We start from the raw sequence: 20,652 nt of genomic DNA, 5'->3' as shown, positions 1-20,652 counted from the left end.
CATGCTGAGCTTCAACGGCCTTGTCGCGGTCTGCGTGCTCTATGTCGCGGGGCTGTTCGCCGTGGCCTTCTGGGCCGAGAAACGCGCCGCCGAGGGCAAGGCGCGCTGGCTGAATTCACCCTTCACCTATACGCTGAGCCTGTCGATCTACACCACCGCATGGACGTTTTACGGCGCGGTGGGCTCGGCCGCGCGGTCGGGGTTGGAGTTTCTGACGATCTATCTGGGGCCGACGCTGGTCTTCATCGGCTGGTTCTGGCTGTTGCGCAAGATGGTCCGCATCGGGCGGGCGCAGCGCATCACCTCGATCGCCGACATGATTTCCAGCCGCTACGGCAAGTCGGGGGGGCTGGCGGCGATGGTGACGCTGCTCGCCGTGGTGGGCACGACCCCCTATATCGCGCTGCAATTGCAATCGGTGACCCTGTCGTTCTCGGTCTTTGCCCGTTCGGGCGGGGTCGGCGGGCCCGATGCCGAGGCGACGGCGGTCTGGGTCGCGGCGGGGCTGGCGCTGTTCACCATCGTGTTCGGCACCCGCTCGTTGGATGTCAACGAACGTCATCCCGGCCTGGTTTCGGCCATCGCGCTGGAGGCGATCGTCAAGCTGTTCGCATTGCTGGCGTTGGGCGTTTTCGTCGTCTGGGGCGTGGCGGACGGGCCCGCCGACATGCTGGCCCGGATCGAGGCCAGCCCGGTGATCGACGCCAGTTGGAACGGCGCGCGCTGGGTCGGCATCACGGCGCTGGCGGCGGCGGCGATCCTGTGTCTGCCGCGCATGTTTCAGGTGCTGGTGGTCGAAAACTCGGACGAGCGGCACCTGGCGACGGCGGGCTGGGCGTTTCCGCTCTATCTGATGCTGATCAGCCTGTTCGTCGTGCCCATCGCGGTGATCGGTCTGGATTTGCCAAGCGCGGGGGACAATCCCGACCTGTTCGTTCTGACCGTACCCCTGGGGCTGGGCCGCGACGGGCTGGCGCTTTTGGTGTTCCTGGGCGGGTTCTCGGCGGCGACCTCGATGGTGATCGTGGCCGCGCTGGCGCTGTCGACGATGGTGTCGAACCATATCATCATGCCGCTCTGGCTGCGGTTTGCGCGGGCCGAGGGGCCGAGCGCGGGCGACATGCGTCGCGCCGCCCTGACCGCGCGGCGGCTGTCCATCGCGGGGGTGTTGTTCCTGGGGCTGGGGTATTACCGCCTGTCCGGCGGGGCCGCGGCGCTGGCCGATATCGGCCTGATTGCCTTTCTGGGCGTGGCGCAGGTGCTGCCGGCGCTTTTGGGGGGCATCCTGTGGCGGGGGGCGACGCGGGTCGGCGCGGCGCTGGGTATCGGGACGGGGTTCGCGATCTGGGCCTGGCTGCTCTTGATCCCCAACATGGCCGAGACCGGCGGCCTGATCCCGGCGATGCTGGCCGAGGGGCCGTTCGGCATCGGCTGGCTCAGCCCGGCGACGCCCCTGGGCCTGCAGGCGACCGACAGCCTGTTGACGGCGATGATCCTGTCTCTGGGCACCAACACGCTGCTGTTCATCCTGGGCTCGCTGTTTTCGTTTCCCAGCCCGCTGGAGCGGTTGCAGGGCGCGCAGTTCGTCAATGTCTACGACCATTCCCGCGCGCTCCTGGGCTGGCGCGGCGCGGCGGGCACGACCGACGATCTGCTCATCATGGCGCAGCGGATCCTCGGGACCCAACGGGCGGGGCGGCTGTTTCAGGAGGTGGCTTTGACCCAGGGGCGCGGCGGCGCCATGCCCGAACCGGATGCCGAATTCCTCGAACGGCTCGAGCGGGAACTGGCCGGGTCGGTGGGTGCGGCGACGGCCCATGCCATGGTGGCCCAGATCACCGGCGGGGCCAGCGTTTCGGTGCGCGACCTGCTGGCGGTGGCCGACGAGACCGCGCAGATCATGGAGTATTCCAGCCAGCTCGAGGCGAAATCGGCCGAGCTGGCCCAGACCGCCGAGCGCCTGCGCGAGGTCAACCAGAAGCTGACCGAATTGTCGGTGCAGAAGGATGCCTTTCTCAGCCAGATCAGCCATGAACTGCGAACGCCGATGACCTCGATCCGGTCGTTTTCCGAGATCCTGATGCAGGCCGATCCGGTCGATGATGCCGCGCGGGCGCGGTTTTCGCGCATCATCCATGACGAGAGCCTGCGCCTGACGCGACTGCTGGACGATTTGCTGGATCTCTCCGTTCTCGAGAATGGCCGGGTCAGCCTGAACGAGGGCGAGGCGCGGCTGGGCGATATCCTCGACCGGGCGGTCTATGCCGCGGGCGCCCTCGAGGAAGGCGGGCGGATCGCGATCCGCCGCACGGCGCTGGCCGAGGATGTCGCGCTGTGGACCGATGCCGACCGGCTGGCGCAGGTGTTCATCAACCTCATCTCCAACGCGCAGAAATACTGTGACGCGGACAGGCCCGAACTGACGATCACGGTTGCCGCGCGTGGCCGGCAGGTCGAGATCGAGTTCGCCGACAACGGCTCGGGGATTCCACCGCGCCAACAGGCCCTGATCTTCGAAAAATTCGCGCGGCTCGACACCGCCAAGGGCGCGCCGGGGGCGGGCCTGGGCCTGGCGATCAGCCGCGAGATCATGGCCCGGCTGGGTGGCGATCTGGCCTATGTGCCGACGGGCGCGGGCACGCGGTTCCGCGTGCGGCTGCCTGCGCGCGCTCTCAAGGCGGCTTGAGGCTTTGTTAACCCTCGCTGTGGCATACCCCGAAGGAACCATGCCGATCACCGTAACACGCCCGGGTTTCTCTTGAGCGACACCAGCCTTCCCCCCGACGGGTTTCGCCCCGCGCTGCCGCGCATCCTGGCGGCCCATCGCGCACAGCGCCCCGCGCCCCCCGACCTCGTCCCGGGGGTGGAGCGGGCGTGGGAGCGCGCCTTGCGCCACGCGGCGGGCCCGTTCGCGGGGCTGCACCTGTCAGTCGCGGGCCTGTCGGTCGATCTCGACCGCACGCTAGAGGACGGGATCGCGGGCGTGCCGCAGACGGGCCTTGTCGCCGCGCTCGAGGATGGGGCGGGCGCGCGCGGCCTTCTGGGGCTGGATCACGGGGCGCTGGACGCGTTGATCGAGGTTCAGACGACCGGCCGGGTCGAGAGCAGCGCGTTGCCGCCGCGCCGCGTCACGCGCATCGACGAGGTGTTGAGCCGCGATTTCCTGGACCTTGTGCTGGCGGCCTTCGCGCAGGAGGCCGCCGACCTGACCGGGCGCGACTGGCCCGAGCGCATGGCCTATGGCGCCCTGATCGAGGATCGTGACCGGATCACGCTGCTGTTGCCCACGGGGCCCTATCACCTCGTGGCAGCCGATCTGAAACTGGGCGATGACGGCGGGCGGCAGGGGCGCATCGTGCTGCTTTTGCCGGCCATATCCCCCCAGGTGGCACGGGGCGACGCGCCGCAGGACCAAGCGCCGGTGCCGCCGGGCTGGCAGGATCGGGTGGCCGCAGCGCTGTCGGACGCGCCCCTGCCGCTGGAGGCGGTGCTTCTGCGCCTGACGCGTCCCTTGGGCGAGGTCGAGGCGCTGTCGCCGGGCGATGTTCTGGTCTTCGACCGCTCCGACCTGTCTGCCGTGACCCTGGAAACCCCCGACGGTGCCGTGATCCTGCGCGGGGCCTTGGGGCAGATCGGCGGGCGGCGGGCGCTGCGGGTCGCGCAATCGGGGGAGGGCGCCGTCGATGCGCCGCCGGACGCGCCGCGCGAGGCTGCGCCGCCGCCCAACCCCGCCGCCGCCGCGGCCCAAGGCCCCGCACCAGCCGAGGCAACGCCCTCCGCGCTGGCGCACCCCCCCGAGGTGGCGGGTGGCGCGTGACCCATTGCAAAGCGCGCCCCCCTTGGCCAAGGTCGCCATGGATGGTGCCGCAGGGGGGATTGGGCGCATGGGTATTCCGGATTTCAGAACGCGGGTCCGCGCGGGCACCCCCTTGGCCGGCACCTTCATGAAGACGCCTGTCGTCGATGTGCTGGAGGTTCTGATCCTGTCGGGGCTGGATTTCGTCTGCCTCGATGCCGAACACGCCCCCTTCGACCGCAGCTCGATGAACGTCTGCGCCGCGCTGGCGCGGGCGGCCGATTTCCCGCTGCTGGTACGCGTTGCCTCGGCCGAGGCCGCGCAGATCGGGGCGGCGCTCGATCTGGGGGCGGTGGGGGTCGTGGTGCCGCATGTCACCTCGGCCGAGGGCGCGGTGCGGGTGGCGCGGCTGGCGCGCTTCGGGCCGGGCGGGCGCGGCTATGCCGGATCGACGCGCTGGGCGGGGTTCGCCACACGCCCGATGCCCGAGCTTCTGGCCCGCTCGCGCGACGAAACGGTCGTCTTCGCCCAGATCGAAGACCCCGAGGCGGTCGACGCGGTCGAGGAGATTGCTGCCACCGCCGGGATCGACGCCCTGTTTCTGGGGCCGGCCGACCTGTCGGTGGGCTATGGCAAGGAGACGCAGGACAGCCCCGAATTGCAGGCCGCGCAGGCCCGTGTCGCGGCGGCGGCGCAGGCCGCGGGGCTGGGGTGCGCAACCTTCGTGCCGGATGTGGCCGCCGCCACGGCGCTGTCCGAGCGCCATGGCTTTGGGTGCTTTTTCATCGCCTCCGAGCATGGCTGGATGCTGCAAGGGGCCAGGTCGGCGGTGGCCGGCATCCGCGCCCTGGTCTGATCTGATGTTCTGGCCGCGAAACGGCCATGATTGCGCCTTGGTTTTTCCCATGTAATTCCCCGCCGATGCGCGGTTTCGACCCCGTTTTGGCCGTGCTTGGGCGCGATCTTTGGTTCTGTCCGGGAACCCCATCCGGCAGACCCGAAAGAACCTCATGAAAGGGGACGAGCAGTGTTCAAGATGCGCAGTTTTCCCGCCCTTGCCCTTGGTGCCGCGATGGTGCTGACGGGCTGTGTGACCACGACCGGCGACGTGACGCGAAACGCCGGCCTCGACCTTGGTCCGGTGATCGAGGTGCCGACCCAGAACTGGGGCTTTGCCCAACTGGTTGTCTCGGTTCCCGACAGCCTGAGCGTGTCCGAGGCGCATGCGATCAAGCCGCGCGCCGATATCGTCTGGCGCGAGGATGCGCCCGGCAACCGCCGCGCGCAGGTGCAGGCCTTGATGCAGGCCGCGCTCGAGCCCGCCCTTGCCCCGATGCAGGGCGATATCCCGGTCTTGATCCGTCTGGAGGTGACGCGGTTCCACGCGCTGACCGAGCGGGCGCGCTACACGATCGGCGGCGAGCATGAGATCGAGTTCATCGTGACCATCGCGAATGCCGAAACCGGCCAGATTCTCTCGGGCCCGCGCGCGGTCGACCTGACCTTCCGCGCCTATGGCGGCCAGCAGGCCGTCAATGCCGAGGCGCAGGGCATCACCCAGCGGGTCCGCATCACCGAGCGGCTGCAACAATGGGTGCAGGCCGAGTTCCCGCAAACGATGCTGGGCGCGATCGGCAGCTGACCCTTTCGCAAACCCCGCGACGGCGGTATGGGGGGCGCATGACTGCGCCCCTTTTTCCCGTTCTGCGCCTGAAACCCAAGGCCGACGCCCGCCGCATCCGCCATGGTCATCCCTGGGCCTGGTCCGACGACCTGGTGCTCGACCGCCGTGCGCGCAAACTCGCGCCGGGGGCGCTCGCCATCCTCGAAGACGCCGAGCGCCAGCCTCTGGGCGTCGGCGTCGCGACGATCGAGGCGCGCATCGGCCTGCGCCTGCTCGACCGCGACCCGGCCGCCCGCATCGACGCAGACTGGCTGCGCGCCCGGCTGGCCGGCGCGCTGGACCTGCGTGCGCGCCTGTATGATGCGCCCTATTACCGCCTGGTCCATGCCGAGGGGGACGGCCTGCCCGGCCTGATCGTGGATCGTTTCGGCGACACGCTGGTGCTGCAGCCCAACGCCATCTGGCTGGAGGATCGCCTGCAGGATCTCGTGTCGATCCTGTCGGATCTGACCGGGGCGGCGACCCTCATCAAGAACGGCACCGCCCGCGCCCGCGCGGCCGAGGGGCTGCCCGACGAGACGCAGGTCCTGGCAGGCCACGCGCCCGATGGCCCGATCCCGGTGCCGATGACCGGCGCGACCTATGCCGCCGATGTCATGGGCGGGCAGAAGACGGGGCTGTTCTACGATCAGCGGCCGAACCACGCCTTTGCCGCGTCGCTTGCACGGGGCGCGCGGGTGCTGGACGTGTTTTCCCATGTGGGCGGCTTCGCCCTCGCCTGCCTCGCGCAAGGGGCCGAGAGCGCTGTCGCGGTCGATGCCTCGGACGCGGCGCTGGCTCTGGCGGGGCAGGGGGCGGCGCTGTCGGGGGTGGCAGAGCGGTTCTCGACCCGGCTGGGCGATGCCTTCGACGTGATGGCCGCGCTGCAGGCCGAGGGCGCGCAGTTCGACCTCGTGATCTGCGACCCGCCCGCCTTTGCGCCGTCGAAACAGGCGCTGCAACAAGGGTTGCGCGCCTATGAGCGGGTGGCGCGCCTGGCCGCCGACCTGGTGGCGCCGGGGGGCACGTTGATCCTGTGTTCCTGCTCGCACGCGGCCGATCTGTCCAAGTTCCGCATGGCCTGTCTGCGGGGCATCGGGCGGGCGGGGCGTGACCCGCGGCTGATCTACACGGGCTTTGCCGGGCCCGACCACCCGCAGCATCCCAGCCTGACCGAGACCGGCTATCTCAAGGCGCTGGCCTTCCGGCTGATGCCATGAGCGCGCCGGCCTACGTGCTGGATGCCTGCGTCCTTTACCCCACCGTGTTGCGGCAGATCCTGCTCGGCTGTGCGCGGCGCGGCCTGTTCACGCCTCTGGTGTCGCCGCGCCTGCTCGAGGAATGGACGCGAACCGCGCTGAAACAGGGCGGGCCTGCGGACGAATTGCTGGCGCGGGGCGAGATCGCCCGCCTGCGCGCGGCGTTCCCCCAGGCCGAGATCCGGCACGCGCCCGAAGACGAAGCCCCCCTCTGGCTGCCCGATCCCGGCGATATCCACGTTCTGGCCACGGCCCGCGCCGGCGGGGCCGCCGCCATCGTGACGCTGAACATGCGCGATTTTCCGACGCGCGAGTTGGAGGTGTTCGACCTGATCGCCCTGCATCCCGATACGATGCTGCTGAATGCCTTGGAGGCCCAAGGTGACATCGTGCGCGCGGCGGTCCACGACACCCATGCCGAGGCCGAGCGTCTGGCCGAGGAAGATTTGCCCCTGCGTGCCTTGCTGAAACGCGCCCGCCTGCCGCGCCTGGCCAAGGCCCTGGCGCGCCCCTGACCCCATCTTTATCCTTGAAATATGCCGGGGGTTTGGGGGCAGCGCCCCCAAGTCACTCGCTCGGCAATTCGCTGCGCCAGCGGGCCTCCATCGCCTCGATGGCGGCGATGCGATCCTCGGTCCTGGGGTGGCTCATCAGCCAGGCGGGCGTGCCGCGCCCGGCCATGCCCGTCAGGTGTTCGAGCTTTTCGAACAGCGCTTTCTGCGGGGCCGTGCCAATGCCGGATTTGGTCAGCAGCGCCGAGGCATAGGCATCCGCCTCGTACTCGTCCTGACGGCTGAGGCGCGCGGCCAGAAGCGAGGCGATGGCATTGGCCACCCAGACACCGACGCCGGGGATCAGGCGGCCCAGCACGCCGGCCAGCACCACGCGCACCGCGTTCTGGCCGGAAAAGTCGATCATCCGCCGCCGCGAATGCCCCAGAGCCACATGCCCCATCTCGTGGGCGATGACACTGGCCAGTTCCTCGGCGCTGACCTCGCCGCTGCGATATCGGTCGTAGAACCCGCGGGTCAGGAAAATCCGCCCGTCGGGCGCGGCCAGCCCGTTCACGACGGGCACCTCGTAGATGTTGACGGGGATGCGATCGACGCCCACCGCCTCGGCCATGCGGTCGGTCAACGCCTTGAGCCGCGCATCGGCCAGTTCGGTCGATTTGGCATCCAACTCGCGGCGCGTGCGCCAGGCCGAGAACTGGTACATCGCCAGCGCGTAAAGGATGGCTAGAAGGATCGGTGTCAGCTTCAACATGTGCCAGATATGGGGCGCAGGACCCGGTCGGGCAATGGCCCATCGCTCACAGCTGGATCAACGCGGTGTCATGGCGCGACAGCCGCTCGGGACCGGTGGCGCCCAGGATCAGGGAATGCCCCAGTGTCACGGCCAGGCCCGACGCGCTGTCCATCAGGATCATGTGCAGAAACACGGCGTTCCCGGCCTCCAGCAGCAGGGGGTTGCCCGCATGGAACATGGGGAATTCCACCCAGATCGGGGCATAGGCAATGCCCATATGGTAGCCGCAGGCCTGAAGGCGTGCCGCGTGCAGTCCATGCGCGTCGAACACCCGGGCATGGGCCTCGAACACATCGGCCATCGGCCGGCCGGGAACCAGGGCGGCTTCGCAGGCCTCCAGCGCCTCGACCGCCGCCGCATGCATCCGCCGCTGCGCTGCGTTGGGTGTGCCGATCACCAGGGTGCGCATCATCGCCGCGTGATAGCGCATCCACGAGCCTGACCATTCCAGTGTCAGCTGGTCGGTGTCGTCCAGCACACGCCGCCCGGCAAACGACCGGCACAGCAAGGCGTTGGCGCCCGATCCGATGATTGTCTCGTTGGCCGCGGGCTCGCCCCCCGCCGACAGGATCGCCCCCTGCATGGCGGCGTGGATCTCCCCCTCGAAGGCACCGGGGCCGGTCGTGGCCAACGCGGCGTCCAGTGCGGCATCCGACAGGCTGGCGGCGCGGCGGATGCAGGCCAGCTCAGCCGGGGATTTCACGCGCCGCAGCGCCGGGATCAGGTCGCTGGCCTCGATCAGGCCGGGCAGGGCGGCGTCCAGCCGTTGCCCCGCGTGATGGGTCAGCCCGGCGGTGCGCGTCTCGACCCCGATGCGCCTGCCCGCCAGCCCGCGCCGGGTCAGCAGCGCGGCCAGATCGCGCGCGGGGTCCGCGCCCTCGACCTCGGGCCAAACGTGAATGCACTCGGTCGACAGGATCGAGGTGTTCTGTGCCTGTCGCAGATCGGGCAGGCGGGTCAGCAGGTCAATGCCGCCATCTGCATCCAGCACCATGGCCTGGAACATCGCAAAGCCGAACGTGTCATAACCGGTCAGCCAATACTGGCTTTCGGGCGCAAAGAGCACGATCGCATCCAGATCTGCCACGCGCAGGGCCGCGCAGGCGCGGCTGCGGCGCGTGTCGAACTCCTCTGGGGGGAAATTGGGCATTCCGGTCACTCCTTGCGGCGGTTTGTGACCTGGGCAATGGCCGCCCTTGCCCGTTGGCGGATCGGGCCCGGGCGCAGCTTGTCGCGCTGGCGCAGGGCGGCGCGCAGCCACAGGCCGAGCACCGCCAAGGCGGCCAGTGCAGCCAACAGGCCCGTCACGTCACCCAGCAACTGGCCAAGCGCCACGATGTCATCGGCAAAGAGCGCGCCCAGTCCGACATAAACCGAGACCCAGACGATTTCGCCCGCCACGCTGGCGCGGGTAAAGCGGAGCCAGCGCAACCCTGCGGCCCCGGCGGCGAAATTCACGTAAGGTCCCAGCGGCGAAACCAGCCAGCGGCTGAAGAACACCGCCCACCCGCCGTTGTCGATGATCTGGCGCCGGGCCTTTTCCATCAGGTGCGCGCGGCGCGGCGACCGGCTGGCGCGGGCCGCATAGCGCCCGCCGGCCCGCCCGATCTGATAGCCGAGCTGATCGCCCAGGATCGCGCCCGTCAATGCGGCGGCAGCGGCCTGCCACAAGACCAGATCGCCCGAAACGGCGAACCCCCCGGCCGACAGCATCAGCAGCGAACTGGGCACCGGCAGGGCGAGGCAGGACAGGAACGTGCCCACGGCCAGCACGACCAGCCCGTAGACCGGCACGAGGGCGAGGATATCCTCGGTCATTCGCGCCGCCTCGGCGGGCCGGCGCCTGCGGCCACCAGGGCGGCTTCGATCTCGGCGACCAGTTGCTCGAGCGGAATGCCCCGCGCCGCGGCGATCCGGCTGAGCGTCGGACGCCCCTCGGGGACGGTGCGCGGCGCAAGGCCGATGGCGTCACGCAGGACCTCGCCGTCGACCTGGTAGGAGCGGGCCACATAGCCCGGCGTCATCCACCCCTCCAGCGGCTGGTCGCGATGCGCCGGATCGGCCCAGTAGATCGTATGCACCACCAGCCGGATCAGGAAGAAGACGGCCACCGCCAGCGCCAGGCCAAAGGCGATGACGGCGGGGCGATGATGCGCCCAGAGATAGGGCAACGCGCGCGGGCGGTCGCGACTCACCGGCCCAACTCGCGCATGCCGCGGTCGATGCCTTCCAGCGTCATGGGCACCATGCGGCCCTCGAAGATCTGGTCGATCATGCCGATCGACTGGGTGAATTTCCAATGTCGCTCGGGCACCGGGTTGATCCACAGATGGTCGGGCCATTGCGTGCGCGCGCGTTCCAGCCAGACTTGTCCCGCTTCCTCGTTCCAATGCTCGTTCGCGCCGCCGGCGAAGGCGATCTCGTAGGGCGACATCGAGGCATCGCCCACGAAGATGCATTTGTAGTCGGACCCGTAGGTGTTCATCACCTCGTGGGTCGGGATCTGTTCGTTCCAGCGGCGGCGATTGTCGCGCCAGACGGACTCGTACAGGCAGTTGTGAAAATAGTAGTATTCCAGGTGCTTGAACTCGGCGCGGGCGGCACTGAACAACTCTTCGACCACGCGGATATGGTCGTCCATCGACCCGCCGACATCCAGAAACAGGATCACCTTGACCGCGTTGCGCCGCTCGGGGCGGGTTTTCACGTCGAGATAGCCATGTTCCGCCGTGGCCCGGATCGTGCCATCGAGGTCCAGTTCCTCGGCCGCGCCGTCGCGCGCCCATTGGCGCAGGCGCTTGAGCGCCACCTTGATGTTGCGCGTGCCCAGTTCCACGTCGCCGTCGAGGTTCTTGAACTCGCGCTTGTCCCAGACCTTGACCGCGCGGCGGTGGCGGCTTTCGTGCTGGCCGATGCGCACGCCCTCGGGGTTGTAGCCATAGGCGCCGAAGGGCGAGGTGCCGGCGGTGCCGATCCACTTGTTGCCACCTTGATGGCGGCCCTGCTGTTCCTTGAGGCGTTCGCGCAGCGTCTCCATCAGCTTGTCGAAGCCGCCAAGCGCCGCGATCTCGGCGCGCTCTTCCTCGGTCAGGTGCTTTTCAGCAAGTTTTTCCAGCCATTCGCGGGGGATCTCGGTCGCCTCCAGCACGTCATCCGCCGTGATCTGCTCGAGCCCGCCGAAGGTATGGGCAAAGGCCTGGTCGAACCGGTCGAGATGGCGCTCGTCCTTCACCATCGCGGCGCGGGCGAGGTAATAGAACCCGTCCACGTCATAGGTCACCAGCCCCTTGGACATGCCTTCGAGGAAAGACAGGTATTCGCGCAAGCTGACCGGGATGCGCGCCGCGCGCAGGGTTTCGAAGAAGGGCAGGAACATGCCCCTATCTAGGAGCAGCGGGGCCGAAACTGCAACCGCTCAGGGCGCGGGCATCAGCAACATCGCGACGGTGCCCAGCAAGAAGCCGATGATGGTGAAGACGGCGGCATATTGCGCGATGTCCAGCCGGTTGCCCTTGCGCCGCCAGGCGATCAAGCCGCCAAGGACCAGCCCCAAAGCCGCCCCGATGAGGTTCAGCATGTTCCCCGTGTTCCTCCGTCTCGCCTGCCTTACCCGCCGGGCGACAGCGCCGCCACCTCGGTCAGCCGGGCACCCACCGCCGCCCCGCTGCCGAAGCCATAGCGGCCCCAGGCCAGACTGTCGAGGCGGACCGAGCGCGCCTCGGAGGCGCGGCCGACCTGTTCCAGCGCCTCGGCGCGGATCATCAGCAAGGTCGAGAGCAGCGCGGCGTTCTGCGCGGCGGTCGCGGCGGGCAGGGCGGCCCCCGTCAGGCGCAGCGCCTCGTCCGCACGACCCGAAGACAGGGCGAAGGCGGCCAGTTGCATGTCGACATGGGCCGCCTGAATGTCGCCGGGCGCGATGCGGTCGTAGATGCCGGCGGCCCGCTGAAAGGACGCGACCGAGGTTTCCACGCTGCTCGAAAGGGTCAGCCGCCCCAATGCGAAATAGGAAAAGGCCAGCCGCCCGTCCGACCAGTTCGCGTTGCGCGCGATGGTCACGGCGCGTTCGGCGGCCTCGATGCGGGCCCGATCCGAGCTGCCCGGCCCAAGCGCGGTCTCGATGGCGTCGATCCAGCTGCGGGGCGTGGCGCTGACGGGGCGGGCGCCGCGCCCGTCGCCGCGCGGGTTCAGGCGCGACAGGATGGCGGGCAGGCGATCGGCCACCTGCGCCCGCGTCATCCCCGATTGCAGCGCGTCATCGTAATAGGCGCGCAGGATCAGCATGTCGAAGCCGGTCAGCACGGCATTGAAATTGTCGTCGTTGAAGACGGAATCGGGCAGGCGATAGAGGTCGTTCAGCGGCCCCAGCGCTTGCGAGACCTCTTCGTGCAGGCAATCGCGGATTTCCTGCGGTGCCACGTCCGAGGGGATGAAGACGGCCACGCGGTCGCGCGTTTGCAGGGTTGTCCAGTCCAGTCTCCCGCCGGCGCGGGCGCGGCGGAACTCGGCCCAGGAACTGACGCGCGGCACCACGAAACAGGCCGCTTGCGGCACCACGCGTTGCATGCGCGCGCGCGGCAGCGTCTCGATCGAGATGCCCGCCGGTCCGTCGGCGACCGGAATACGGCGGATGTCGATCCCGGCCTCGGCGCGCAGACGGGCCAGAAGGCGGTCGACGGTCCCCCCAACGTGGCCGGCGCGCCCGGCGCGACGGCGACGGTGATCGGGCCTTCGAAGCGGCTGAGCCGGTCTATGGCGCGACCCGATTCCATGACAAAGGACAGGTCGAGGAAATCGGCCGCGATCTCGGCATTGGCGCGCGCGGGCGGTGTGGTACGGGCCGGTCCGAACCGGTTCATCGCCGGCAAGTCCTGCGGAAGGGCCGCGTCATGGCGGGCCGAGACCTCGGTTCGGGACGCGCCCCCAGGCATGCAGCCCGCGATGGCGGTCGCCGAGAGCAGCGCAAGAACCGCAAGGGTGCGGGGCCTGCCCCGGGAGCGGGAAACCGTCATCGTGTCACCTCCGCGTGTATTTCATGAAATCGGTCGCCAAGCCGATCCGGTCGTAGAGGCGACGGGCCGTGGCGTTGCCCATGTTCGTCATCCAGTAGACCGAGGCGCGGCCATTGGCATCCGCGTCGGCATAGACGGTTTCGATCAACCGGCGGCCCAGCCCGGTGCCGCGGGTCTCGGGGGTCACGTACAGGTCCTGCAGGTAGGTCACCGGCGCCACCTGCCAGCCATGGGCATGCACGATGGCATGGACCAGACCGACCGCCGCCGGACCCCGCCATGCCAGCCACGCCCGCATGTCGTCGTGGCCGGGGTCGATGTAACGGGCAAAAGTCGTGTCAAAGACCGTCGCGGCACGCTCCGTTTCATAAAACGCGAGATAGGCCCGCCAAAGCGGGTCCCAGGCCGCGCGGTCCTCTGCCACAAGCGGCCGGATGTCGATGGCGTCTGTCACACTGCCTGCCTTGCATCTCGTGCCCGGTTCTCGCCGAGCTTGAGCGATGATTATGGCAGGATTCGGGACAGGGGCCAGCCGATTTCAGATCGCCATGGGCTGGTGTTGCCACAACGCTCTATCTCTGGCGGCGGGCCATGAAGGCGAGCCGCTCGAACAGGGCGACGTCCTGTTCGTTCTTGAGCAGCGCCCCGTGCAGTTTCGGCAGCGCACTGGCCCCGTCGCGGCGCAGGTCCTCGGGGGGCAGATCCTCGACCAGCAACAGTTTCAGCCAGTCCAGCACCTCGGAGGTCGAGGGCTTTTTCTTCAACCCCTGCTGCTCGCGGATCTCGTAGAATTGCGTCAGCGCGGTGGTCAGAAGCTGCTGCTTGATGCCGGGAAAATGCACCTCGACGATCTGTTTCATCACGTCCATGTCCGGAAAGCGGATGTAGTGAAAGAAACAGCGCCGCAAGAAGGCGTCGGGCAGTTCCTTTTCGTTGTTCGAAGTGATGATGACGATGGGACGCGTCGCGGCGCGGATGGTCTCGCCGGTTTCGTAAACGAAGAATTCCATCCGGTCGAGTTCCTGCAACAGGTCGTTCGGGAACTCGATATCGGCCTTGTCGATCTCGTCGATCAGCAGGACGGATTTGCCCTGTGATACGAAGGCTTCCCACAGCTTGCCCTTGCGGATGTAATTCTTCACGTCGTGGACGCGTTCGTCGCCCAACTGGCTGTCGCGCAACCGGCTGACGGCGTCGTATTCGTACAGGCCCTGCTGGGCGCGCGTCGTCGACTTGATGTGCCATTCGATGATCGGCAGCCCCAGCGAGGTCGCCACCTGCCGCGCCAGTTCGGTCTTGCCGGTGCCCGGTTCGCCCTTGACCAAAAGCGGCCGTTCCAGCGTGACCGCCGCATTGACCGCGACGGTCAGATCCTCGGTTGCAACGTAGTCTGACGTGCCTTCGAACCGCATCGGTGCCCCCGTTCTGTCGCTCTGCCTACTCGACCTAGGCGGGCTGCGCGGCGAAGTCCAGCCGCTCGCATGGCGTGCCTTGATGCAAATCAGGGCATCGGCGTGGCAATGGCGAAACATGGGGCCCGGTGCAAGGGGGCGGGCGGTTTCCTTTTTCCCACGCCCGCTTTAGGAGGTGACAAGGCCGTGCCACTCGGGTAATCGGGCGGCGGGTGGCCGGAAAGGACAGGATAGGGTGTCTGAGATCGAACCCGGCCCCGTCGAGGGGAGCAAGATGAAAGCCGAGATCTTTCTGCCGGAAGATTACCGTCCCGCCGAGGACGAACCGTTCATGAACGAGCGTCAGCTCGAATACTTCCGCCGCAAACTGGAAAACTGGAAGGCCGAGTTGCTGGATGAAAGCCGCTCGACCGTCGAGACCTTGCAGGATGGCACGCGCAACATTCCCGACGTGGCCGATCGTGCCTCGGAGGAAACCGACCGCGCGCTGGAGCTGCGCACCCGCGACCGCCAGCGCAAGCTGATCGCCAAGATCGACTCGGCGCTGCGCCGGATCGACGAGGGCGAATACGGCTATTGCGAGGTCACGGGCGAGCCGATTTCGCTGAAACGTCTGGATGCGCGCCCGATCGCGACCATGAGCCTCGAGGCGCAGGAGCGTCACGAGCGCCGCGAAAAGGTCCATCGCGACGACTGACCGCGCGGCATCCGCCGGACAGCAGGCATAAGACACGAGGGGCGCCCCGGCAACGGGGCGCCCTTTTTTCGGATTTACGTGGGGCAGGGCAAACATGCTGATCGGGCAAGAGGTGACGGTTCTGGGCGGTGGCATCGGCGGGTTGGCGGTCAGCCTCGCCCTGGCGCAGCGGGGCGCGCAGGTCACCGTGCTGGAACAGGCCCCCGAGATCACCGAGGTCGGGGCCGGCATCCAGATCAGCCCCAACGGCTGGGTCGTGCTTGACGCGCTCGGGGTGGCCGAGGCCGTGGCCGAGCAGGCGCCGCGGTCGCGTGCCGTGCGCCTGCGCGACTTTCGACGCGGGGCCGAGGTGTTCTCGATGCCGTTGCGTGACGCCGCCAAGCCGTGGCATTTCGTGCATCGCGCCGATCTGGTCGAGGTGCTGGCAAGGGCCGCGCAAGCCGCCGGTGTCACCCTGCGGCTGAACACCCGCGTCACCGCCGCCACACCCGAAGGGCCGGGCGCGCGGATCACGTTGGCGGACGGCCGCGAGGAGGTCCACAGCCTTGCCATCGCCGCCGACGGGTTGCATTCACCCGCGCGCAAGGCTCTCAACCCGCGCACGCGGCCGTTTTTCACCGGGCAGGTCGCGTGGCGGGCCACCATTGCGCAGGATGGCAGCCTTGCGCCCGAGGCGCATGTCTTCATGGGGCCGGGCCGTCATCTGGTGCGCTACCCACTGCGCCAGGGCCGGCTGATCAACATCGTCGCCGTCGAGGAACGCGATGCCTGGGCCGCCGAGGGGTGGCACCACACCGATGATCCCGTCAACCTGCGTCGTGCCTTTTCCGATTTCTGCCCCGAGGTGACCGACCTCCTGGCACGGGCCGAGCAGGTGAACCTCTGGGGCCTGTTCCGGCATCCGGTGGCGGTCACCTGGCATGGTGGCGGCCTGGTCTTGCTGGGCGATGCGGCCCATCCGACGCTGCCGTTTCTTGCACAGGGCGCGAACATGGCGCTGGAAGATGCCTGGACCCTGGCGCGCTGCCTGTCCGAAGACACCGATATCGAGACGGCGCTGACCCGCTATCAGGCGCTGCGCCGCGACCGGACCGCCCGGATCGTCGAGGCGGCGACCGACAACGCCGCCAATTATCACCTGCGTCCCGGCCCGCTGCGCTTTGCCGCCCACAGCGCCTTGCGTCTCGCCGCCCGTGCCGCGCCCCATGCGGTGACCCGGCGCTTTGCCTGGGTCCACGATCACGATGTGACTGCCTGATCTGACTCTTTATCCTTCAAATATGCCGGGGGAGCGCGAGGGGGCAGCGCCCCCTCGCCCCGGCGCCCGCGTCAGCGGGCGAAACAAAAAACGCCCGCCCGCGTCGGCGGGCGACACAGGACCTCACGGGTCCGTCGCCTCGGGTGGGCGACATCGCCTAGCTCAGGTCGTAATCCGGCAACTGTCCGAAGGCCTTGCGCAGCGCCTCGCCCCAGCCCGAGGACAGGCTGTCGAAAAACGCATCGTCGCGTTCGATCCGACGCACAAGACCGGTTTGAAAGCCGTCGGCGGGATAGATGTGCAGATCCAGCGGCAGGCCGACCGACAGGTTCGCCTTCAGCGTCGAATCGAAGCTGAGCATCAAGAGCTTCACCGCCTCCTCAAAGCCCATCCGCGGGTCGAAGGCACGCACCAGGATGGGTTTGCCGTATTTCGTTTCACCGATCTGGAAGAACGGCGTGTCATCGGCGGCTTCGACGAAATTGCCCTCGGGGTAGATCAGGAACAGCCGCGGCTCGCCGCCGCGCACCTGACCGGCCAGGATCAGGGTCGCGGAAAACGGGCTGTCGGCCTGTGGCCCCTCGATGCCCGACTGATCGGCGATCACCTCGCGCAGGGTCGCGCCGACCAGCTTGGCCACCTGGAACATCGACGCGGCCTCGAGGATCGAGGGTGCGCCGCGGTCCTCGGCGGGTTTGGCGCGCTCGTTCAGCAGGCTGACCACCGCCTGCGTGGTGGCCAGGTTGCCCGCCGTCATCAGCGTGATCGAGCGTTCGCCCGGCGTCTCCCAAATGAACATCTTTCGGAACACGCTGATATTGTCCACGCCCGCATTGGTGCGGGTGTCGGACATGCAGACCAATCCCCGGTCGAGCTTGAGCCCCACGCAATAGGTCATCGCTTTGTCGCCTCGTCTGTCGGGTGTCGCCGGATCGGCCTACTGCTGTTGCACGATGATGTCGATGGCCATTGCCTCGCCCGCACCGCCAAAATGCATCCCGGAAATCGGGGCCGCATCGCGGTAGTCGAGGCCCGTGGCCACGCGCACATAGCGCGGGTCGGGGCTATAGCCGTTCGAGACGTCGAACCCGACCCAGCCCAGCCCGTCGACATGGGCCTCGGCCCAGGCGTGGCTGGCATCCTGGTGGATACGGTCCGTCATCATCAGGTAGCCCGAGACATAGCGCGCCGGGTAGCCCAGGGCGCGGGCCGCGGCCACGAAGATATGGGCGTGATCCTGGCAGACGCCGCCGCCATTCTCGATCGCGTCCTCGGCGCTGGTGGCGGCATGGGTGGTGCCGATCTCATAGGGCACCTCCTCGATGATCCGGGCCGACAGGGCATGCAGGCGCGGCAGGTCCTCGGCCACCTCGTCGCGCAGCCCCTTGGCCAGGCGGCGCACGTTCGGGCCGGCGCGGGTCAGCTCGGTGGATTTCTGAAAGAACCACAGCGGGGCGAACCCGGCATGCTTGCCGACCACCCCGTGCATATCGGCGGTTTCGACCTCGCCCGCGCAGCGCACCTCGACCGATGTCGCGTCCGTGTCGAAGGCGATCAGGCTGACGCGGTTCTGGTGGTGGTCGTTGAACTCGGTCTGAACGGAGCCGCCCTCGATCGACATGGCCCAGGTGACCACGGCCTGGCCGGCGCGGCTTTTGGGTGTCAGCCGCAGCTGTTGCAGCCCGTAATGCACCGGCTGGTCGAAATCATAGGTCGTGGTGTGTTCGATCCGAAGTCGCATGGGCCCCCTTGTCGGCGCGGCGGTTTAACCGAGGAAACGGTAGTCCTGTTCGATCTGCCCGCCAAGACGCGCGACATCGGTCAGGAAATCGGTCAGGAATTCGTGCAGCCCGTCCTCGAAGACGCGTTCGATCGTGGCGTTGCTCAACCGCGCGGCCATCACGTCGATCTGGTCATGGCTTGGATGGCGCTGGTCGTATTGATCGGCCAGATAGCGCAGGTTCGCCGAGATCTTCGAGACCGAGAATTTCAGCGAGCGCGGCATGCGCCCGTCGAAGATCAGGAAATCGGCGATGCCCATCGGGTTCGACTCGCCCTGGTTCAGCCAGCGATAGGCGCGCTGCCCCGCGACCGAGCGCAGGATCGTTTCCCACTGCACGTTGTCCAGGCTGGACCCGATCTGTGTGAGCGAGGGCAGCAGCACGTAATACTTCACGTCGAGGATTCGCGCAGTGTTGTCGGCGCGTTCCACAAACGTGCCAAGCCGCGAGAAATCGAAGATGTCATTGCGCAGCATGGTGCCCGCCATCGACCCGCGCACAAGCGCCGATTGCTGCCGCACCATGGCCAGCACCTCGGGCAGGTCGCGCGGGCGCACCGGGCGGGCCAGCGCCTCCTTGAGCAGCATGTAGGTGTCGTTCACGGCCTCCCACACCTCGCGGGTGATCGCCGTGCGCACCAGGCGGGCGTTCTGCCGCGCCGCCGAGATCGCGGACAGCACCGAGGACGGGTTCGACATGTCGCGCAGCATGAAGTCGATGGCCTTGGCGGCCTCGAGCTGTTCGTGCCGCTGGTAGTAGAGGTGGGCCACGGCGGCGGTCTGCAACACGCTGTGCCATTCGTCGTCATCGCCCGCCGCCCGCGTCAGCGCGATGCGAAAGCCCGCCTCGATCAGGCGCGCGGTGTTTTCCGATCGTTCGAGATGGCGGAACATCCAGAAGAGCCCGCCGGCTGTCTTGCCCAGCATTGGCCTATTCCTCCAGCACCCAGGTGTCCTTGGTGCCGCCGCCCTGCGACGAGTTCACCACGAGACTGCCCTTTTTCAGCGCCACCCGCGTCAGGCCGCCCGGCGTGATGGTGCAGCCCTGCGGGCTGACCAGCGCGAAGGGGCGCAGATCGACATGGCGCGGGGCCAGCCCCGATTTCGTCAGGATCGGGCAGGTGGACAGGGCCAGCGTCGGTTGCGCGATGTAGTTCGAGGGCCGCGCCTCGAGCTTCTTGCGGAAGGCCGCGACCTCTTTCTTCGAGGCGGCGGGGCCCACCAGCATCCCGTAGCCGCCCGAGCCATGCACCTCTTTCACGACCAGGTCTGCAAGGTTGTCCAGCACATAGGCCAGGCTGTCGGCCTCGGAACAGCGCCAGGTCGGCACGTTCTTCAGGATCGCCTTCTCGCCGGTGTAGAATTCGACGATGTCGGGCATGTAGCTGTAGATCGCCTTGTCGTCGGCGATGCCGGTGCCGGGCGCATTGGCGATGGTGATGCCGCCCGCACGGTAGACATCCATGATGCCGGGCACGCCCAGCATGCTGTCGGGGTTGAAGTTCAGCGGATCGAGGAAATCGTCATCCACACGGCGATAGATCACGTCGATGGGTTTGTAGCCACGCGTGGTGCGCATGGTGATGCGCCCGTCCAAGACGCGCAGATCATGCCCTTCGACCAGTTCCACGCCCATCTGGTCGGCAAGGAAGGCGTGTTCGAAATAGGCCGAGTTGTGGATGCCCGGCGTCAGGACCGCCACGCAAGGGCTGCCCGTCGTCGCAACCGGTGCGCAGGCCGCCAGCGAGCGGCGCAGCTGGATCGGATAATCCTGCACCGGCGCCACCTTGATGCGGCTGAACAGCTCGGGGAACATCTGCAGCATCGTCTCGCGGTTTTCCAGCATGTAGCTGACACCCGACGGCGTGCGGGCGTTGTCCTCGAGCACGTAGAACTCGTCTTCGCCGGTGCGCACCAGGTCGGTGCCGACGATATGGGTATAGACCCCGCCGGGCGGCTGCATGCCGATCATCTGCGGCAGAAAGGCCTCGTTTCTGGCGATCAGATCGACCGGCACGCGGCCCGCGCGCAGGATCTCCTGCCGGTGATAGATGTCGTAGAGAAAGGCGTTGATTGCGCGGACGCGCTGCTCGATCCCGCGGGTCAGGCGCGCCCATTCCCGCCCAGAGATGATGCGCGGCACAATGTCGAAAGGGATCAGGCGTTCATCGGCCTCGGCCTCGCCATAGACGTTGAAGGTGATGCCCGTGCGCCTGAAAAATGCCTCGGCATCGATGGATTTCTTGCGCAGATCCTTGATGTCTTCGCCCGAAAACCACGCGTCGTATCCGGAGTAGGGGCGGCGGACCTCGCTTGTGCCCCCGGTCATTTCATCGAAAAACTGAGTCGTCTCGGCCATGGCGTCACTGTCGCATCCCGGTCACATTGGTGCAAACTTGCCGCGAATTGGGCAAGGGACGCCGCGACTTTGGCCGCCGCCGCCGCGCAGATGATGAAAAATGAGGCGATT

At 67.9% G+C, this 20,652-nt stretch carries 20 protein-coding genes and 1 pseudogene; 8 read left to right on the top strand and 13 right to left on the bottom strand.

Features of this window, described 5'->3' with window-relative positions:
* Position 1: 1 nt before the first annotated feature.
* From ROSELON_RS15700 to ROSELON_RS15675, 6 genes are all read left to right on the top strand, one after another.
* The gene (locus tag ROSELON_RS15700) at positions 2 to 2,686 is read left to right on the top strand and encodes an ATP-binding protein (RefSeq protein WP_025313257.1); all 2,685 of its coding nucleotides are present in this window, start codon (positions 2 to 4) and stop codon (positions 2,684 to 2,686) included.
* A gap of 72 nt (positions 2,687 to 2,758) precedes the next feature.
* Entirely contained in the window at positions 2,759 to 3,817 is a 1,059-nt protein-coding gene (locus ROSELON_RS15695; protein WP_025313256.1) for a FliM/FliN family flagellar motor switch protein, read from the top strand.
* Between the two features lie 37 nt (positions 3,818 to 3,854).
* Positions 3,855 to 4,652, top strand: coding sequence for an HpcH/HpaI aldolase family protein (locus tag ROSELON_RS15690; RefSeq protein WP_245605366.1), 798 nt, complete (start codon positions 3,855 to 3,857; stop codon positions 4,650 to 4,652).
* 180 nt (positions 4,653 to 4,832) lie between these two features.
* Positions 4,833 to 5,438 carry a DUF6778 family protein gene (locus ROSELON_RS15685; protein ID WP_025313254.1) on the top strand — a complete coding sequence of 202 codons (606 nt, stop codon included), beginning with the start codon at positions 4,833 to 4,835 and terminating at the stop codon, positions 5,436 to 5,438.
* A 38-nt stretch (positions 5,439 to 5,476) separates the two neighbouring features.
* Positions 5,477 to 6,679, top strand: a complete 1,203-nt coding sequence (locus tag ROSELON_RS15680; RefSeq protein ID WP_025313253.1) for an RSP_2647 family RNA methyltransferase — start codon at positions 5,477 to 5,479, stop codon at positions 6,677 to 6,679.
* Complete coding sequence (locus ROSELON_RS15675; protein ID WP_025313252.1) at positions 6,676 to 7,233, top strand: RSP_2648 family PIN domain-containing protein; 558 nt, start codon at positions 6,676 to 6,678, stop codon at positions 7,231 to 7,233. Before ROSELON_RS15680 ends, ROSELON_RS15675 begins: the two co-directional genes overlap by 4 nt.
* 52 nt (positions 7,234 to 7,285) lie before the next feature.
* Here ROSELON_RS15675 and ROSELON_RS15670 read toward each other — a convergent pair whose 3' ends face one another.
* The 9 genes and pseudogenes from ROSELON_RS15670 to ROSELON_RS15635 form a co-directional block, all read right to left on the bottom strand.
* Positions 7,286 to 7,984, bottom strand: a complete 699-nt coding sequence (locus ROSELON_RS15670; protein WP_025313251.1) for a M48 family metallopeptidase — start codon at positions 7,982 to 7,984, stop codon at positions 7,286 to 7,288.
* A 46-nt stretch (positions 7,985 to 8,030) separates the two neighbouring features.
* Positions 8,031 to 9,176, bottom strand: coding sequence for a M24 family metallopeptidase (locus ROSELON_RS15665; RefSeq protein ID WP_025313250.1), 1,146 nt, complete (start codon positions 9,174 to 9,176; stop codon positions 8,031 to 8,033).
* Between the two features lie 5 nt (positions 9,177 to 9,181).
* Positions 9,182 to 9,844 (bottom strand): DedA family protein, encoded by a 663-nt coding sequence (locus tag ROSELON_RS15660; protein WP_025313249.1) that lies wholly within the window; start codon positions 9,842 to 9,844, stop codon positions 9,182 to 9,184.
* A complete protein-coding gene (locus tag ROSELON_RS15655; RefSeq protein WP_051508431.1) occupies positions 9,841 to 10,221 on the bottom strand; it encodes a hypothetical protein in 381 nt (126 codons plus the stop codon). Before ROSELON_RS15655 ends, ROSELON_RS15660 begins: the two co-directional genes overlap by 4 nt.
* A complete protein-coding gene (locus ROSELON_RS15650) occupies positions 10,218 to 11,402 on the bottom strand; it encodes a vWA domain-containing protein (protein ID WP_025313247.1) in 1,185 nt (394 codons plus the stop codon). The genes ROSELON_RS15655 and ROSELON_RS15650 overlap by 4 nt, the downstream gene beginning before the upstream one ends.
* Before the next feature lie 39 nt (positions 11,403 to 11,441).
* On the bottom strand, positions 11,442 to 11,603 hold the full coding sequence (locus ROSELON_RS18485; RefSeq protein WP_198020768.1) for a hypothetical protein: 162 nt from the start codon (positions 11,601 to 11,603) through the stop codon (positions 11,442 to 11,444).
* 29 nt (positions 11,604 to 11,632) lie between these two features.
* A pseudogene (locus ROSELON_RS15645) lies at positions 11,633 to 12,954 on the bottom strand (DUF2927 domain-containing protein).
* An 85-nt stretch (positions 12,955 to 13,039) separates the two neighbouring features.
* Positions 13,040 to 13,489 carry a GNAT family N-acetyltransferase gene (locus ROSELON_RS15640; protein WP_025313246.1) on the bottom strand — a complete coding sequence of 150 codons (450 nt, stop codon included), beginning with the start codon at positions 13,487 to 13,489 and terminating at the stop codon, positions 13,040 to 13,042.
* A 118-nt stretch (positions 13,490 to 13,607) separates the two neighbouring features.
* Entirely contained in the window at positions 13,608 to 14,447 is an 840-nt protein-coding gene (locus ROSELON_RS15635) for an AAA family ATPase (protein ID WP_025313245.1), read from the bottom strand.
* Between the two features lie 274 nt (positions 14,448 to 14,721).
* On the opposite strand from ROSELON_RS15635, the gene dksA reads away from it, so the two are divergent.
* Together dksA and ROSELON_RS15625 are read left to right on the top strand one after the other, a co-directional pair.
* Positions 14,722 to 15,144, top strand: a complete 423-nt coding sequence (dksA, locus tag ROSELON_RS15630) for an RNA polymerase-binding protein DksA (RefSeq protein ID WP_025313244.1) — start codon at positions 14,722 to 14,724, stop codon at positions 15,142 to 15,144.
* A gap of 94 nt (positions 15,145 to 15,238) precedes the next feature.
* Positions 15,239 to 16,402 (top strand): FAD-dependent oxidoreductase, encoded by a 1,164-nt coding sequence (locus tag ROSELON_RS15625; RefSeq protein WP_025313243.1) that lies wholly within the window; start codon positions 15,239 to 15,241, stop codon positions 16,400 to 16,402.
* Between the two features lie 157 nt (positions 16,403 to 16,559).
* On the opposite strand, the gene ROSELON_RS15620 is transcribed toward ROSELON_RS15625, so the two are convergent.
* Genes ROSELON_RS15620 through ROSELON_RS15605 form a run of 4 tightly spaced genes read right to left on the bottom strand, consistent with a single transcriptional unit; the run spans position 16,560 to position 20,541 of the window.
* Complete coding sequence (locus ROSELON_RS15620) at positions 16,560 to 17,300, bottom strand: proteasome-type protease (RefSeq protein WP_025313242.1); 741 nt, start codon at positions 17,298 to 17,300, stop codon at positions 16,560 to 16,562.
* A gap of 39 nt (positions 17,301 to 17,339) precedes the next feature.
* The gene (locus tag ROSELON_RS15615) at positions 17,340 to 18,143 is read right to left on the bottom strand and encodes a transglutaminase family protein (protein ID WP_025313241.1); all 804 of its coding nucleotides are present in this window, start codon (positions 18,141 to 18,143) and stop codon (positions 17,340 to 17,342) included.
* Positions 18,144 to 18,167: 24 nt separating this feature from the next.
* Positions 18,168 to 19,109 (bottom strand): alpha-E domain-containing protein, encoded by a 942-nt coding sequence (locus ROSELON_RS15610; RefSeq protein WP_025313240.1) that lies wholly within the window; start codon positions 19,107 to 19,109, stop codon positions 18,168 to 18,170.
* A gap of 4 nt (positions 19,110 to 19,113) precedes the next feature.
* A complete protein-coding gene (locus ROSELON_RS15605) occupies positions 19,114 to 20,541 on the bottom strand; it encodes a circularly permuted type 2 ATP-grasp protein (RefSeq protein WP_025313239.1) in 1,428 nt (475 codons plus the stop codon).
* Between the last annotated feature and the right edge of the window lie 111 nt (positions 20,542 to 20,652).

This window comes from Roseibacterium elongatum DSM 19469, from assembly GCF_000590925.1.
Classification (GTDB): Bacteria; Pseudomonadota; Alphaproteobacteria; order Rhodobacterales; family Rhodobacteraceae; genus Roseibacterium; species Roseibacterium elongatum.
Note: the sequence above shows the minus strand (reverse complement) of the source record. Positions and strands in the feature narration are given on the sequence as shown.

Bases quoted from the DNA above. Each gene is read 5' to 3' on its own strand.
- ROSELON_RS15650 (WP_025313247.1), bottom strand. From the start codon at position 11,402: ATGTTCCTGCCCTTCTTCGAAACCCTGCGCGCGGCGCGCATCCCGGTC.
- ROSELON_RS15690 (WP_245605366.1), top strand. From the start codon at position 3,855: ATGGATGGTGCCGCAGGGGGGATTGGGCGCATGGGTATTCCGGATTTC.
- ROSELON_RS15620 (WP_025313242.1), bottom strand. From the start codon at position 17,300: ATGACCTATTGCGTGGGGCTCAAGCTCGACCGGGGATTGGTCTGCATG.
- ROSELON_RS15660 (WP_025313249.1), bottom strand. From the start codon at position 9,844: ATGACCGAGGATATCCTCGCCCTCGTGCCGGTCTACGGGCTGGTCGTG.
- ROSELON_RS15625 (WP_025313243.1), top strand. From the start codon at position 15,239: ATGCTGATCGGGCAAGAGGTGACGGTTCTGGGCGGTGGCATCGGCGGG.
- ROSELON_RS15670 (WP_025313251.1), bottom strand. From the start codon at position 7,984: ATGTTGAAGCTGACACCGATCCTTCTAGCCATCCTTTACGCGCTGGCG.
- ROSELON_RS15700 (WP_025313257.1), top strand. From the start codon at position 2: ATGCTGAGCTTCAACGGCCTTGTCGCGGTCTGCGTGCTCTATGTCGCG.
- ROSELON_RS15605 (WP_025313239.1), bottom strand. From the start codon at position 20,541: ATGGCCGAGACGACTCAGTTTTTCGATGAAATGACCGGGGGCACAAGC.
- ROSELON_RS15675 (WP_025313252.1), top strand. From the start codon at position 6,676: ATGAGCGCGCCGGCCTACGTGCTGGATGCCTGCGTCCTTTACCCCACC.
- ROSELON_RS15685 (WP_025313254.1), top strand. From the start codon at position 4,833: ATGCGCAGTTTTCCCGCCCTTGCCCTTGGTGCCGCGATGGTGCTGACG.
- ROSELON_RS15615 (WP_025313241.1), bottom strand. From the start codon at position 18,143: ATGCGACTTCGGATCGAACACACCACGACCTATGATTTCGACCAGCCG.
- ROSELON_RS15665 (WP_025313250.1), bottom strand. From the start codon at position 9,176: ATGCCCAATTTCCCCCCAGAGGAGTTCGACACGCGCCGCAGCCGCGCC.
- ROSELON_RS15680 (WP_025313253.1), top strand. From the start codon at position 5,477: ATGACTGCGCCCCTTTTTCCCGTTCTGCGCCTGAAACCCAAGGCCGAC.
- ROSELON_RS18485 (WP_198020768.1), bottom strand. From the start codon at position 11,603: ATGCTGAACCTCATCGGGGCGGCTTTGGGGCTGGTCCTTGGCGGCTTG.
- ROSELON_RS15635 (WP_025313245.1), bottom strand. From the start codon at position 14,447: ATGCGGTTCGAAGGCACGTCAGACTACGTTGCAACCGAGGATCTGACC.
- ROSELON_RS15610 (WP_025313240.1), bottom strand. From the start codon at position 19,109: ATGCTGGGCAAGACAGCCGGCGGGCTCTTCTGGATGTTCCGCCATCTC.
- dksA (WP_025313244.1), top strand. From the start codon at position 14,722: ATGAAAGCCGAGATCTTTCTGCCGGAAGATTACCGTCCCGCCGAGGAC.